The sequence below is a fragment of the Exiguobacterium sp. HSB13 genome, assembly GCF_056764755.1.
This window is the reverse complement of the sequence record NZ_JBUZOM010000001.1, coordinates 339,048-353,076: the sequence shown is the minus strand read 5'-3', so window position 1 is coordinate 353,076 and position 14,029 is coordinate 339,048. Positions and strand designations below refer to the sequence as shown.

Below are 14,029 nucleotides of genomic sequence, written 5' to 3'. Positions count from 1 at the left end.
GCTGCTTGTTTTTTTTCTTATGCGTAAGAGTGTAATCCTGCTACGACAAGGTTAACGAAGACGAGGTTGAACATGATGACAGCAAATCCGCCAACACATAACCAAGCTGATTTTTTACCAATCCAACCACGCTGGATGCGCATATGGAGATAAAAGACGTAGAAGAGCATCGTAATGAGTGCCCATACCTCTTTCGGATCCCAGCCCCAGTAACGGCTCCATGCCATTTGCGCCCAGATCATCGCGAAGATCAGACCGCCAAGGATGAAGATCGGAAGACCAATCGCAACAGAACGATAGCTGATCTCATCTGCTGTCTCAAGATCGATCTTACGCGCGATCGGCTTCAAGCTCTCAGCAAGACGCTTGCGAAGAATGACGAAGCGAAGCAAGACGTATAAGACGACGCCGCCGATGATCGACCATAAGACCGTGTTGACTTTGTTCGCATTCAAGAAATTCGGTAATTCAATGACGGCACCTGAACCCGATAAGACTTTCCCGCCTTCAGGACCTGTCAAGACTGGCATCGCATAGTCATGCGTCATCGTTGCACCGTTTTTCGCCACGTATTCGATCGTCGACGCAGAACCTGTCGCTTTGAACAACAGCCCAACTAAGATGTAACCGACGACACATGCGAGCGAGAACATGACGACTTCGAGCCACGTCCGTGTTTTCGATTCCTTGCTGAAATCCGTCGCGTGAATCAGATACAATAATCCGGTCGCGAAGCTGACGGCAAGAATCCCTTCGCCGAGCGCTGCCGTCGTGACGTGGATTTTGAGCCAAACACTTTGTAGTGCTGGGATCAACGGTTGGACTTCATCCGGGAACATCGACGCATAAGCGATAACGAGCAACGCAACTGGCATCGCAACCAAACCGAGGACATTGTTTTTGTAGATGGCATAAACGATCAAGAAACCAAGCACCATCATCATGCCGAAGAATGTCGTGTATTCATATAAGTTCGAAACTGGAACGTGCCCAGCTCCAGCCCAGCGCGTGAAGAAATATCCGAGCTGCGCGAGGAAACCGATGATCGCAAGCGTAAAGGCGATTTTACCAGAACGCGTCGGTCCTTTTTTACCACTCGTCGCTACAGCGAAGAATCCTGTACTGACGAGGTAGACGATGAATGATGTAAGGAGCAGGTTACTGCTCAACTGAAGCAAATTCATTTAGCTTCCCCCTCTTCCCGCAACTTTTGTCGATCCTCAAGTTCTGGTAGACCGACTTCCGTCAACGCGAGATTGGCTTCTTTTTGAAGCCCCAATGCATTTTTGTTCGTAAATCCAGCAATCTGGATCCGACCGTTCTTCTCTTTGAGCCAGAGACGGCGGTGCGGCCAGTACATCCCGATCAATAGACCTGCCATGAAGATGATACCACCTGCAAACAGGAACGGTAGCGTCAGATCTTTTTTAATCCGGACACCCGAGATGTTTGAGAGCTCCGTACCGGCGAATGCCATTTTGTACTGGTTCTCATCTCCACCAACGTTAAGTTTGATCCCAATCAAACTCCGCTCACCTTTCGGGTGTTCGGGTGACTTGATACTGAAGACGAAGGCAGGATTGACTGGACGTCCCGAGTTCGTCGTTGGCTGACCATCTTTGACGACGAAGTCCGGAAGGAAGTCCTTCAGTTCGACTTCATATCCATCTTTTAAAGCATATGTTTCTTTCGGATCACGCAAGTCGACCTTGATCGTATCGACGACTTTGTCCGTTTTCTGGTTGACGATATTAAACGACATCGTCTTGAATTCCGGGTCTGCCGCGTACTGTTCCTGGAAGACTTGATAATCATCGAATTCGAATGGACGGTTGACTGCCGTCTCACCTGACTTGATTTCTTCAAGCTTCGGTTTGAAATCGGACGTTTCGCCGACTTTCTTGTACAGCGTCATCTTCGTATCATAGTTCTTCGGTACGTTTCCGCCTGCTGCTTCAAGTGATTTCTTGAACTTCTCATCGACCTTCTCAGGATCATAGAATTCGATGTTGAACGCTTCATTTTTCAAGTAGTACTGGTTGTCCGTCGCCTCGATCGGCAACGTCTCTCCTTCACGGAGCCAAAGCAATTCATCTTCGTGCATGCCTGGTACGACTCGAAGCATCGCACCACCAAAGAATAAGACGAGTCCGATATGATTGATGTATGGACCCCATCGTCCGAAACGTTGCTTTTCCGCTAAGAGTGCTCCGTCTTGACGACGGACTTTATAGCCTTTTTTCTCAAGCAACGGTGCAATCGCATCGATTTTTTTGATATCGCCAGTCGCTTCCGCGCCAAATCGCTGACCGTTCATGAAACGGTCCGACTGGATGACCGGTTGTTTCTTCAGTGCTCGGTAGAGCGGGAAGAATCGGTCAATCGACACGATGATGATCGAGAGTAATAAAAGCGTGATTAATCCGATATACCACCATGATTCAAACAGATTATGGAATCCTAACGTATAGTAGATGTCACCTGCCGTGCCGTATTCCTTTTGATAAAACTCTTCTGGTGGTGTTGCCTGTGGAATATACATCTCCTGCGGGAAGATCGTTCCGACCCCGCTCGCGATGATGATCAAGGCAATCAACCATAACCCGACCTTGACGGACGAAAAGAACGTCCATGCCCGGTCAATCCAAGATGGATTTTTACGTTTCGACCGAAGCTCCGCTTCCTCGTAACGCATGTCCAGTTGTTTAAAATCTTCTTGCTCCTGCATCCTTAAATCCCCCTTCGATGCGTTACTCGTTCGCCTTCTTCACCATCTCTTCGAGCTTCGCTTGATCAATCTCACCTTCATACTTCTCGACGACTTCACCCTTTTTATTGATGATGAACGTCACAGGTAAGTTGTAGATCCCGTAAGCCTTCTCGACCGAACTGTTCGTATCCATGAGAATCGGATAGTCCGTTCCGCCAATATCCTTGATGAAGCTTGAGACACGAACTGGTGTTTCACCGACATTGACCGCTACGAAATTGACGCCCTGGTCTTGCATCATCTGATAGTTGTCATTGATCAATGGCATCTCTTTCTTACATGGTTCACAGAATGTTCCCCAGAAATTGAGTAAAAGTCCTTTTCCTTTATACTCGTCCATCGAGTGCTGTTTCTCACCATATAGATCAACGAGTGCGAAACCAGGGGCATCATCGCCTGCCATGACACGACCGTTTTTATCACGTGTCGCTTGATCGACGAATTGCATGATGACGACTGCTCCGGCGAACAAGACGATCGTCATGATCATTAGACGCCAGAAGGAGCGTTTTTTCTTTTTTTGCTGGGCCGCTGCTAAGCGTTCTTCCGGATTTTGTTTCGTTTTTTTCATATTTTACCGCCTCCACCCATATTGTACTTGAAATCGCTTTACCGTTGACAAAATGTGAAATTCGTTAATCGTTTTGTCACAAAAAAAGAAAACTCAACCCGGAGGATGAGCTTCTCGCTTTACAAATTAACGTTTTTTTGTGTTCTTACGTCTTTTCGTAGGTGGAGCGGCTGGATCCGCTAGCTCACGCAATTGATTGACTTCTTTTTTTGAAAGTTCACGCCACTCGCCAGAAGTAAGACCTGCCAGTGTCAAGAAACCGAACTGTTCACGTTTCAACTTCAAGACTTCCGAACCGAGTGTCTCGACCATTTGACGGACTTGGCGGTTATGCCCTTCGTAGATGACCATTTCAAGAATCGCCGTATTTTTCTTCTTATCGATATCTCGCATCTCGACACGTGCTTTACCTGTCTTGAAACCATCCGGTAAGACAACACCTTTTTCAAGACCTTTGACGTGGAAGTATTCTGGCACACCTTTGATTTTGACGATGTAGCGCTTCGGTACCTTATATTTCGGATGAAGCAACAGGTTCGAGAATTCACCGTCGTTCGTCATTAAAAGAAGACCGCTCGTATTATAGTCGAGTCGACCGACTGGGAAGACACGGTGTCCGGGTGGTACGAGATCAACGACCGTCTTACGTCCTTTATCGTCTTCAACCGTCGAGACGACACCTGTTGGTTTATAGAGCATGTAATAGACGTGCTCTTCACGCTCAAGCTTCACGCCGTCTACTTCGACTTCTGCACGTGCTCCGACTTTCGTTCCAAGCTCCGTGATGACTTTTCCATTGACCTTGACGCGACCTGCTGTGATCAATTCCTCTGCTTTACGCCGCGAAGCGACACCTGCTTGTGCGATGATTTTTTGTAACCGTTCCATTAATTCACTCTCTCCTCTAATGAAGGATCATTCCGGAAGAAGAGATCTCCATCCGATTCGAACGTTTCTTCGAACTCGAGTGGCGGTAACTCTTCAATACTGTTTAGACCAAAATGGTCCAGGAAATGATCCGTCGTTTTATACAATTTTGCGCGACCGACACCTTTGGCGCGTCCCGCCTCTTCAATTAAACCTTTTGCACTTAACGTATGGATGACACGCTCCGTCTTCACACCACGAACGACTTCGATGTCAGCACGTGTGACAGGTTGTTTGTATGCGATGATGACGAGTGTCTCCATTGCTGCTCGAGACAAGGAATCTTCTGCGAGCGAACCGGCATATGCCTGAATATACGGCGACATTTCTTTTCGTGTCACCATTTTAAAGACACCACCCGACTCCACGATTTGGAGCACACGCTGCTCTGCTTCGAATGTCGTTTGAAGAGCCAGCAACTGTTCACGTGCTGCCGCTTCACTGATCTCTAGCGCTTGACTGAGACCACGTGGATCGATCCCATCGTCTCCGACGACGAATAACAGGCTCTCAATGATTTGTTCATACGCCAATCTGACTCTCCTCCTTCACCATGCTCCGCAATAGGATATCATCGGTCATCTGTTCACAATCAATGACCCGTTGCTTCACAAGCTCAAGAACAGCGAGGAAACTGACGACTAGTTCTTCGACCGTCGGTTGCTCCGCAAAAAAGCCGAAGAATGTCGTACGCTCCCGGGTCGCGACGTAGCGGGCAACGGACTCCATCTGTTGCTCGAGTGAACGTTCTTCTCGTTTGACCGTCTTCGAACGACGTACCTTCCAAGCTTCACGTTGGCGCATTTTTTCATAGGCACGTAATAAATCACTTAGAGATAACGTACCATTATACTCTTGTGCATCCGTGTCGAGATAACGCATCAAATCCTCTGGTTGTTTCGAGAACAGCTCAAGGCGTGCCTCTTCCTTTTCTTTCAGGACGAGTGCCGCTTCCTTATATGCTTTATACTCGATCAACTGTTGAATCAGACCTTCTCGTGTCGGTTCTTCCTCGAAATCAGGAATCTCATCGTATTCCGTCTGTTCGATCGGCAAGAGTTGTTTGCTTTTCAGTTGCAACAGCGTCGCTGCCATGACAAGATATTCACTAGCAACATCTAGTTCAAGATGCTGCATCGCACGGATATAGGACACATATTGATCCGTCACCATGGAAACGGATATATCATAAATATCGATTTCTAATTTACCAACCAAGTGTAACAGCAAGTCCAGCGGGCCTTCAAACGCATCCATCTTTACACTGTATGATTCCATGATTCTCCCTGCCCATCAACGTTTTTTGCGCCTTAGTATACCATACAACTGGTGGGTTCGACTATGTTATATTCAAAGGAAGAGGTGATTCCATGAATCCGATTGAACGATTCGTATTTGAATTCAACATCCGGCACGATTACTTCGAGTGCCATGAAATTTTAGAGGAAGTCTGGCAAGAAGGACAACGTCAGGACGAGGCGCTTGTCGGTCTGATCCAGCTGGCCGTCGCCCGCTATCATCATCGTCGCAATAACCAATCCGGTGCACAACGGACGTACAGTAAGGCATTCGATAAGATCGAACGCCACCGAGCAGCGCTTATCACGTCTGGTATCGATGTCTCACGCCTACTCGATCATCGCGATCACTTCACAGATCCGGTCTATCGACACATCCCGTTACCTGTCTTCTCAGACGTCATCCGAACCGTCGCACTTGAAGCGACAGCACCTGATCTCGATTATGTGACGCATAAACACCGTTTGCGCGATCGTACGGACGTCGTCACTGCACGACAAGAAGCGTTACAAAACCGAAGAGACCGGTCCATCTAAGCCATGGACCGGTCTTTTTATTGATTTTTCCATTTGTCGACGAGGCGTTGCGTTTCTTCGGTCGCACCCGTAATATCCGTTCGAAGAAGCTTAGTTGCTTCATCCAGTAAGAGATACGACATCCGTTCTCCCCGGAATGACGGCGATAAGGCGATATGTTTCAATTCAGCATGGCCATCCATTAATTGAAACCCGATGACACCAACGAAATCCTCATCTTGTTTGTACAAATACAAGCGTTGGTCTTCTTCCTGTTCATAGGCTTGAACCGTTTCAAGCAAATACTTCGGATCCTTCACTTCGCACGAAAAGGCGATCAGCCCCATCGCGGTCCGTTCATTCAACTTCTTATATTTTACTAGCATGTGATTCTACACCTTCCTAATTTCAACAACTCTCAGGAGCATGAACGACTGAGACTCATTCATTCTACACCTTCTCACACAGAATTACTGCATTTTTTTCATAATCCACTAAAAATGCAGGAGTCCGTCTCGTGACGTCCCCTGCATCTGAGTCATGCTTGTTCTTCCATCACTTGAATGAAGGCACGCATGTAGTCTGGTAGATCGGGCGGACGACGACTCGAGACGATATGCCCGTCGACGACGACTGCTTCATCGTGCCAAATCGCACCTGCATTCGTCATATCATCCTTGATTCCTGGCGTACTCGTGACGTTGACACCTTTTAGGATGCCTGCAGAGATCAGCACCCAACCAGCGTGGCAGATTTGACCGATCGGTTGCTTGTTCTGGTCAAAATGACGCACCATATTCAGAACGGAGTCAAAGCGACGTAACAAATCGGGTGACCAACCACCCGGAACAAGAATCGCATCATATTCCGACGGGTTGATCTCATCGAACGTCTTATTTGATTTAATCGGGACACCATACTTCCCAATGTACGTCTCATCCGCCTTCTCTCCGACGATATCGACGATTGCCCCTTCTTCACGTAAGCGATGGACAGGATACCATAATTCTAAATCCTCGAAGTCATTGCTGACGACTTGGATGATTCGTTTTCCTTCTAACCGCATGACAAACACTCCTTTTCGAGTTAACTTCCCTTACTGATTGTACCCGGATCTAAAAAAAGAAAAACTCCTCTTCGAACGTTCGAAGAGGAGCAAGAACTTACGCTTCGACGCGGATTTCTTTGATGCCAGCGCCTTGCTTCATTTTTTGTGCATGTTCGAGACCTGAAGTCACTTGTCCGAAGACCGTGTGTACGCCGTCGAGGTGCGGTTGTGGCTCGTGTACGATGAAGAATTGGCTTGATCCTGTGTTACGACCAGCGTGTGCCATCGAAAGTGAACCCGCTTTGTGTTTGTGTGGGTATGATGTTGACGTTTCGCAAGGAATCGTTTTTCCTGAACCGCCTGTACCGTTTCCGATTGGACATCCGCCTTGTGAGACGAAGCCTGGAATGACACGGTGGAAGTTCAATCCATCGTAGAAGTTCGAATTTGCAAGGTTTTCGAAGTTTTCAGTCGTGATCGGTGCTTCATCGTTGAACAATTCGAATTCGATTTTATTTCCATCTTCTAATAAGATATGACCAGTTTTTTGCATGTTTGACCAACCTTTCGTGCTTTTCAGCAGGAGATTCGTCACGATTCGAGATCGTGATTCCATGGTACAGTGTACCAAATTTCAGGGCGTCGTGCAGACCTTTTTACTCGACAGCTGCCTCTAATATATCGAGTGTGACCGAATCCGTTGCTTCGACACGAATCCGTACTCCATTCGCCAGTGTCGCAACAGGATCCGTATGTCCGAAGTCCGCATCAAGAATGATTGGGAAATCATAGCCCCGCGTCGCGCGTAAAATGATATCTTTCAGCGCAAATTCCGGATCAAAATCGACTTTGCGCGGGAAACGCCCAATGACGAGTGCTGCAATCTTGTCATACGCACCCATGTGTCGTAATTGCGTGAAATAGCGGTCAATCGTTTCCGGTGTCTCACTTTCGTCATCCTCGAGCATCAAGACGACACCATCAAACGATGGCAAGTATGGTGTTCCGGCAAGCAGTAAAAGTGTTCCCGTGTTCCCCGTCAGAATCGGCCCTTCTGCAACGCCTGTCTTAACGATCGTATATCCCGCGTTCGGAAGATGTTCCCGTCTTCGGTCGTCCGCAACATCCCAGCGTAAAATCTCGTCCGTCCACTCTTCAGACGCTTCGATCCGACCGATCGGCTCCGTCTGCATGAACGTACGGTTGAACGACTCTTCCGTATACGGATCAAGACCATCGAATTGACCAAACTGCGTCAGTAGTGCGGGTCCGACGAACGTCGTCAGTCCTGTCTGCTGGTAGATGCTAGCAAACAGTGCTGTGATATCACTGTAGCCTACAAAGATTTTCGGATTGTTCCGAATCAATTCATAATCGAGTTCGTCGAGCAACTGGTGCGAGTTAAACCCACCGATCGTCGAGATGATCGCTTTGATCGATGGATCTGCGAACGCCATATGTAAGTCTTGCAGCCGTTCGCCGATCGTCCCTGCCGTATGACTATGGACAGCCGTTGCGTTCGGCATCAAGACGACTTCGAAGCCCATTTTTTTAAGTGTTGCGATACCGCGGGCAAGACGACGCGGTACGTATGCTGCGACAGCAGACGCCGGCGAGACGATGGCAATCTTATCCCCTTTTTGTAAGCGTGGTGGTTTCACGAAAGTTCCCCCTTTTTCATTACAAGTATTCCCAGTATAACAAATTGAATAGGAACCGCGTACTCTCATTTTTCCATCCATCTTACAACTTCACGAAGAGCGAATCTCCGTTCTCAAGCAATTCTCCTTTTTCCGAAACATAATCGACCTTGACTGTCATATGTTGAAGAATCTTTTGTTCGCGCAACGACTTTGCCCACGCTGTGACCTGCGCATTATCTTGTTCGTGTCGCTTACGTGGAACGTCCACTAAGAGCGTCGGAGCGACTTCCTTCCTTAAATAAGCCTTTGAATCAAAACGCGCGTCACCTAGCCGCTGTATTTTATCGTTGTCATAAAGTACGGTCACGCTCAATTGATTGTTCAGTTGTTCGAGAGTCGGCGACGGGATCCGTCGCTCTAATCGATCTTCCCAAAGTGACGCATGATACGAGTCAACGAACCTCCCCGACTCCTCTTGTTGATAGACGAAAAACTCAGTATTCGTTTTTTCGTCTATCGCGCGTGCGGCATATTCAAATGGAAAATTGCCCATGTTGTCGTAAAGACTACCGGTCACCTTCGCTTCCGGAAGATGCTGTTCTAAGTAAGTTTTTGCTTTCCGCTGTACTTCAGTCTCTTTCGCTCCATCCGAGTTCATGTCCTGTGTAAAAGCGAAAGTCATCAATAAGGCACTACCTCCGATGACTCCAATTAGACTGGCAATCCCGATTATCCAACGTTTCATATACTCCCCTCCCATATTTTTACACTTAAAATTTTACCATAAAAAAAGAGTAGCGGACGAAGTCCACTACTCAGATATTGCTTATCGGATGGATTACTGGATGACAGCGTGAACGAGCGGGCGTTCTGCTGGTTTCGTTTCACTGATATGGTACGCGTGATCCATTTTTTCGATTGCTTGATCGAGTGTTTCTTTGTTTGAACGAAGTGTTGCGATGACATCGCCGACTTCGACACGGTCGCCGACTTTCTTGTGCAACGTGACGCTTGCTGCGTGATCGATCTCATCTGCTTTCGTCGCGCGTCCTGCACCGAGAATCATTGCTGCAACACCGACTTCGTCAGCGATGATTTCAGAGACATAACCTGCTTTTGAAGCGACGAATGTTTTTTCGTATTTCGTTTCAAGTGCTTTTGTCATGTCGTCAACGAGTGACGCGTCGCCACCTTGAGCTGCGATGAACTTCTTAAAGACGTCAAGTGCTGCTCCGTTACCGAGACGTGTTTCGAGATCCGCATATGCTTCGTCGAACGTCGGGTAGAACTCACCGAGGACTGCCATGTGTGATGCAATCGTTAAGGCGATGACTTTCAAGTCTCGGACATCTTTCCCTTGAAGGACTTCGATCGCTTCCTTGACTTCGTTTGCGTTACCGATTTCAAATCCGAGTGGCTGATCCATGTCCGTAATGACAGCAACCGTCTTACGATTGACACTCTTACCGATTGAAACCATCTCTGTCGCGAGTGCTTTTGCATCTTCGAACGATTTCATGAAGGCACCAGAACCTGTCTTAACGTCGAGTACGATGCTGTCTGCTCCTGCTGCAATCTTTTTCGACATGATCGAACTTGCGATCAATGGAATCGAGTTGACTGTCGCCGTAACATCACGAAGGGCGTAAAGTTTTTTGTCTGCAGGCGTCAGGTTACCCGTTTGACCGATGATTGCCATCTTGATGTCGTTGACTTGTGAGACGAACGCTTCTTCTGAAAGCTCAACGTCAAAACCAGGGAACGCTTCGAGTTTGTCGATTGTTCCACCTGTATGACCGAGTCCACGACCGCTCATCTTCGCAACCGGAATACCGATTGACGCAACGAGTGGTGCGACGATTAGACTGATCTTGTCACCAACACCGCCAGTCGAGTGTTTGTCGACTTTTTTACCGTGGATACGCGAAAGGTCGATCACGTCACCCGAGTTGACCATCGCCATCGTCAAATCAGCGATTTCACGATCTGACATTCCTTGATAGAAAATCGCCATCGACATCGCTGACATTTGGTAATCCGGAATCTCTCCGTTCGTGAATCCTTCTACCATTGCTTGAATATCAGCTGTTGCGAGTTCGCCACCGTCTCGTTTTGTTGCAATCAAATCTACCATACGCATAATCTAGTTCCTCCTCAGGAGTGGTTTGTGAGTTTTATAAATAGTCGTTACATTTTTTTGATCGAACCGCGAACGAGTGATAGGAAGTGTGCCCGGACACGTTCAGTCGTTTCGATGACTTCATCATGATGTAACGGTTGATCGAGAATACCTGCTGCCATGTTCGAGACACACGAAATCCCAAGGACCCGCATATCTGAATGACGGGCAACGATGACTTCAGGGACCGTCGACATACCGACGACGTCGCCACCAAGCATCCGTGCCATCTTGACTTCTGCTGGCGTCTCATACGTTGGACCTGTGTTTCCGAAATAGACACCTTGACGGACACGAATTCCGAGTTCGTCCGCTGTTTCTTGTGCAAGACGAAGTAATTCTGCATCATACGGCTTCGACATATCCGGGAAACGTGGTCCCATTTCGTCGACGTTCTTACCGATCAACGGATTCGTACCGAAGAAGTTGATGTGATCCGTAATCAACATCAAATCACCTGGTTCGAACGCTTCGTTACAAGCACCCGCTGCGTTCGTGACGATCAATGTCTCGACACCGATCGCTTTCATGACACGGACTGGGAATGTGACCATATCCATCGAATATCCTTCGTAGAAGTGGAATCGCCCTTGCATCGCAACGACTTGTTTCCCTTCAAGAGTACCGAAGACGAGTTGTCCTGCGTGTCCTTCGACCGTTGATACCGGGAAGTTCGGAATTTCATGATATGGAATCGCGATCGGGTTTTCGATCTCATCCGCGAGGACACCAAGTCCTGAACCGAGAATCAATCCGATTTCCGGTTTTGCCTGCATCTTGCTTTCTAAAAACGAACGTGTTTCATTCCAGTTGACTGTCATCTGAATCGCTCCCTCGAATTATAGTTCTGTTAAAAAGCTTGTTCCATGTGCCGGCATTTTGACGCCGAAGTTTTCTGCGACCGTCGCTCCAAGATCAGCGAACGTCTCACGGATACCGAGCGGTTTTGCGACACCATTTTTATGGTAAGCAAGCAGCGGTACGTATTCCCGAGTATGGTCTGTCCCAGCATGAACCGGATCGTTTCCGTGGTCAGCCGTGATGATCAAGAGATCGTCTTCTTTTAAGCGATCAAACACTTCCGGAAGACGTGCATCGAACTCTTCGAGCGCTTGTCCATAACCTTGTGGATCACGACGGTGTCCGAACAACGCATCGAAATCGACGAGGTTCAAGAAGCAAAGTCCGTTGAAATCACGATCGAGTTGCGTCACGAGTTGATCCATTCCGTCCATGTTCGACTTCGTACGGATCGCATCCGTGACGCCCTCGCCGTCGTAGATATCAGCAATCTTACCGAGTGAGATGACATCAAGTCCTGCTGTCTCGAGCTCGTTCATGACTGTCCGGTCGAATGGTTTAAGTGCATAGTCGTGACGATTCGCCGTCCGAACCCACGCTCCTGCTTCACCAAGGAATGGACGCGCGATGATACGACCGAGCATGTACGGATCATCCCGCGTGATGTCGCGTGCATATTCACAAATCCGGTACAACTCTTCTAACGGCACGACTTCTTCGTGTGCTGCGATCTGAAGGACGGAGTCCGCTGACGTATAGACGATCAACGCCCCCGTCTCGACATGCTCTTGTCCAAGTTCGTCGAGGATTTCCGTACCAGAAGCCGGTTTGTTCCCGATGATCTTCCGTCCTGAGAACTCTTCTAAGCGATGAATCAAATCATCCGGGAACTTTTCAAAGACACGGAATGGTGTATCGATCCGCAGACCCATGATCTCCCAGTGCCCTGTCATCGTATCTTTCCCTGCAGATACTTCCTGCATTTTTCCGTATGCCGCAAGCGGTGCTTCTTCAGCTGAGACACCTTCGATCGGTTCGATATGCGAGAGACCGAGTTTTGCCATATTCGGCATATTGAGTCCGTTGCGTTCACGCGCGATATGACCGAGCGTATGTGAACCAAGATCTCCGAACTGTTCAGCGTCCGGTGCTTCTCCGATTCCTACGGAGTCCATGACGACCAAAAATACACGTTTAAATGATTGAGCCATTTGCTGTTCCTCCTATATACGAGCTGTAGTTGTGCGATTCCCGTTACGATTTTTCCCGTAAAGGGACTAGACAAAACGCATCATTTGTCTGAAGTCAGACCTTTAAAAGACAGAACCATCATGCCCGTGGATGATGTTTCTTATACACGTCATGGAGTCGTGCTTTGTTAACGTGTGTATACATTTGTGTCGTCGACAAATCAGCATGTCCCAGCATCTCTTGCACGACGCGTAAATCGGCACCGTTCTCAAGGAGATGGGTCGCGAACGAATGGCGCAAGACGTGCGGCGTGATCTCTTTTTCGATCCCCGCTTCTTTTGCCCGTCGTTTGATCATCTTCCAAAACCCTTGTCGTGACAACCGATCGCCGCGACTGTTCAAGAAAACGTCATCTGTTTGTTGACCACCAAGACTGTTACGCGCGAGGTCCAGATACGTCCTAACGCTTTCAATCGATGTCGTACTCATCGGGATGATCCGGGATTTGTTCCCTTTCCCAAGACACGACAGATACCCCAGTTCGAGTTGCAAATCGTTCAACTTCAATTGGAGCAGTTCGCTGACGCGCATGCCTGTTCCATAGAGAAGTTCAAGCATTGCTGCATCTCGTCGTGTAAGCGGATCGACACCGACGACCGAATCAAGCAAGCGTTCGACGTCTGTTTGACTCCAGACGACCGGCAACTTTTTCTCCGGCTTCGGTAAATCAAGATGACGAGACGGATCATGTGTTGCAAGTCTCTCTTCGACCAAATATTGATGGAACGAACGGATTGAGCTCGTCGCCCGGCGAACCGTCGATCGTGACTTGCGTGCTTCAAGCAATCGTTCAATATGGTCGACGATATGATGTCGGTGAACCTGTTCGAACGAGGAAACTTCCGCTTTTTCGAGCGTCTGTAAGTATTGATTTAAATCATTTCGATACGCAGCTGCCGTATTCGCGGACATTTGCCGTTCAATCACTAAATAATTGATAAATGCTTCCAGTTGTTCACGCACTGAACTCATCCTCTTCGTTTACGAAATCGCTTACTTTCCCATCATATCAAAGGTGTAAACCG

General features: G+C 48.1%; 16 protein-coding genes. 1 reads left to right on the top strand and 15 read right to left on the bottom strand.

The window, feature by feature from the left end; genetic code table 11:
• Nucleotides 1-17 precede the first annotated feature (17 nt).
• The 6 genes from ccsB to ACZGCQ_RS01810 form a co-directional block, all read right to left on the bottom strand.
• Nucleotides 18-1,184, bottom strand: coding sequence for a c-type cytochrome biogenesis protein CcsB (gene ccsB / locus ACZGCQ_RS01835; protein ID WP_029341189.1), 1,167 nt, complete (start codon nt 1,182-1,184; stop codon nt 18-20).
• The gene (gene resB, locus ACZGCQ_RS01830; RefSeq protein WP_481265197.1) at nt 1,181-2,728 is read right to left on the bottom strand and encodes a cytochrome c biogenesis protein ResB; all 1,548 of its coding nucleotides are present in this window, start codon (nt 2,726-2,728) and stop codon (nt 1,181-1,183) included. The genes ccsB and resB overlap by 4 nt, the downstream gene beginning before the upstream one ends.
• A gap of 22 nt (nt 2,729-2,750) precedes the next feature.
• Entirely contained in the window at nt 2,751-3,341 is a 591-nt protein-coding gene (gene resA / locus ACZGCQ_RS01825) for a thiol-disulfide oxidoreductase ResA (protein ID WP_023467689.1), read from the bottom strand.
• A gap of 126 nt (nt 3,342-3,467) precedes the next feature.
• Entirely contained in the window at nt 3,468-4,229 is a 762-nt protein-coding gene (locus ACZGCQ_RS01820) for a pseudouridine synthase (RefSeq protein WP_023467688.1), read from the bottom strand.
• Nucleotides 4,229-4,801 (bottom strand): SMC-Scp complex subunit ScpB, encoded by a 573-nt coding sequence (scpB, locus tag ACZGCQ_RS01815; protein ID WP_023467687.1) that lies wholly within the window; start codon nt 4,799-4,801, stop codon nt 4,229-4,231. The genes ACZGCQ_RS01820 and scpB overlap by 1 nt, the downstream gene beginning before the upstream one ends.
• Nucleotides 4,791-5,546, bottom strand: coding sequence for a segregation/condensation protein A (locus tag ACZGCQ_RS01810; protein ID WP_023467686.1), 756 nt, complete (start codon nt 5,544-5,546; stop codon nt 4,791-4,793). The genes scpB and ACZGCQ_RS01810 overlap by 11 nt, the downstream gene beginning before the upstream one ends.
• A 92-nt stretch (nt 5,547-5,638) precedes the next feature.
• Here ACZGCQ_RS01810 and ACZGCQ_RS01805 point away from each other — a divergent pair, with 92 nt between their 5' ends.
• Nucleotides 5,639-6,103 carry a DUF309 domain-containing protein gene (locus tag ACZGCQ_RS01805; protein ID WP_029341187.1) on the top strand — a complete coding sequence of 155 codons (465 nt, stop codon included), beginning with the start codon at nt 5,639-5,641 and terminating at the stop codon, nt 6,101-6,103.
• Between the two features lie 17 nt (nt 6,104-6,120).
• Here ACZGCQ_RS01805 and ACZGCQ_RS01800 read toward each other — a convergent pair whose 3' ends face one another.
• The 9 genes from ACZGCQ_RS01800 to xerD all read right to left on the bottom strand — a co-directional run bounded on the left by ACZGCQ_RS01800 (nt 6,121) and on the right by xerD (nt 13,967).
• Entirely contained in the window at nt 6,121-6,468 is a 348-nt protein-coding gene (locus ACZGCQ_RS01800; RefSeq protein WP_029341186.1) for a GNAT family N-acetyltransferase, read from the bottom strand.
• 152 nt (nt 6,469-6,620) lie between these two features.
• Nucleotides 6,621-7,148, bottom strand: coding sequence for a type 1 glutamine amidotransferase domain-containing protein (locus ACZGCQ_RS01795; RefSeq protein ID WP_029341185.1), 528 nt, complete (start codon nt 7,146-7,148; stop codon nt 6,621-6,623).
• Nucleotides 7,149-7,245: 97 nt separating this feature from the next.
• A complete protein-coding gene (locus ACZGCQ_RS01790) occupies nt 7,246-7,683 on the bottom strand; it encodes a peptidylprolyl isomerase (RefSeq protein WP_023467682.1) in 438 nt (145 codons plus the stop codon).
• A 103-nt stretch (nt 7,684-7,786) separates the two neighbouring features.
• The gene (locus ACZGCQ_RS01785; RefSeq protein WP_481265196.1) at nt 7,787-8,791 is read right to left on the bottom strand and encodes a S66 family peptidase; all 1,005 of its coding nucleotides are present in this window, start codon (nt 8,789-8,791) and stop codon (nt 7,787-7,789) included.
• Nucleotides 8,792-8,873: 82 nt separating this feature from the next.
• Nucleotides 8,874-9,518: a hypothetical protein gene (locus ACZGCQ_RS01780; RefSeq protein ID WP_481265195.1), complete on the bottom strand. Its 645-nt coding sequence runs from the start codon at nt 9,516-9,518 to the stop codon at nt 8,874-8,876.
• 93 nt (nt 9,519-9,611) lie between these two features.
• Nucleotides 9,612-10,913, bottom strand: a complete 1,302-nt coding sequence (locus ACZGCQ_RS01775) for a pyrimidine-nucleoside phosphorylase (protein WP_023467679.1) — start codon at nt 10,911-10,913, stop codon at nt 9,612-9,614.
• 47 nt (nt 10,914-10,960) lie between these two features.
• A complete protein-coding gene (locus tag ACZGCQ_RS01770; RefSeq protein WP_029341181.1) occupies nt 10,961-11,773 on the bottom strand; it encodes a purine-nucleoside phosphorylase in 813 nt (270 codons plus the stop codon).
• An 18-nt stretch (nt 11,774-11,791) separates the two neighbouring features.
• Nucleotides 11,792-12,964 (bottom strand): phosphopentomutase, encoded by a 1,173-nt coding sequence (deoB, locus tag ACZGCQ_RS01765; protein ID WP_047391041.1) that lies wholly within the window; start codon nt 12,962-12,964, stop codon nt 11,792-11,794.
• A gap of 118 nt (nt 12,965-13,082) precedes the next feature.
• Nucleotides 13,083-13,967: a site-specific tyrosine recombinase XerD gene (xerD, locus tag ACZGCQ_RS01760; protein WP_481265194.1), complete on the bottom strand. Its 885-nt coding sequence runs from the start codon at nt 13,965-13,967 to the stop codon at nt 13,083-13,085.
• Nucleotides 13,968-14,029 lie beyond the last annotated feature (62 nt).

Bases quoted from the DNA above. Each gene is read 5' to 3' on its own strand.
- ACZGCQ_RS01810 (WP_023467686.1), bottom strand. From the start codon at position 5,546: ATGGAATCATACAGTGTAAAGATGGATGCGTTTGAAGGCCCGCTGGAC.
- ACZGCQ_RS01780 (WP_481265195.1), bottom strand. From the start codon at position 9,518: ATGAAACGTTGGATAATCGGGATTGCCAGTCTAATTGGAGTCATCGGA.
- ACZGCQ_RS01820 (WP_023467688.1), bottom strand. From the start codon at position 4,229: ATGGAACGGTTACAAAAAATCATCGCACAAGCAGGTGTCGCTTCGCGG.
- ccsB (WP_029341189.1), bottom strand. From the start codon at position 1,184: ATGAATTTGCTTCAGTTGAGCAGTAACCTGCTCCTTACATCATTCATC.
- ACZGCQ_RS01775 (WP_023467679.1), bottom strand. From the start codon at position 10,913: ATGCGTATGGTAGATTTGATTGCAACAAAACGAGACGGTGGCGAACTC.
- deoB (WP_047391041.1), bottom strand. From the start codon at position 12,964: ATGGCTCAATCATTTAAACGTGTATTTTTGGTCGTCATGGACTCCGTA.
- ACZGCQ_RS01790 (WP_023467682.1), bottom strand. From the start codon at position 7,683: ATGCAAAAAACTGGTCATATCTTATTAGAAGATGGAAATAAAATCGAA.
- ACZGCQ_RS01800 (WP_029341186.1), bottom strand. From the start codon at position 6,468: ATGCTAGTAAAATATAAGAAGTTGAATGAACGGACCGCGATGGGGCTG.
- resA (WP_023467689.1), bottom strand. From the start codon at position 3,341: ATGAAAAAAACGAAACAAAATCCGGAAGAACGCTTAGCAGCGGCCCAG.
- ACZGCQ_RS01770 (WP_029341181.1), bottom strand. From the start codon at position 11,773: ATGACAGTCAACTGGAATGAAACACGTTCGTTTTTAGAAAGCAAGATG.
- ACZGCQ_RS01805 (WP_029341187.1), top strand. From the start codon at position 5,639: ATGAATCCGATTGAACGATTCGTATTTGAATTCAACATCCGGCACGAT.
- resB (WP_481265197.1), bottom strand. From the start codon at position 2,728: ATGCAGGAGCAAGAAGATTTTAAACAACTGGACATGCGTTACGAGGAA.
- ACZGCQ_RS01795 (WP_029341185.1), bottom strand. From the start codon at position 7,148: ATGCGGTTAGAAGGAAAACGAATCATCCAAGTCGTCAGCAATGACTTC.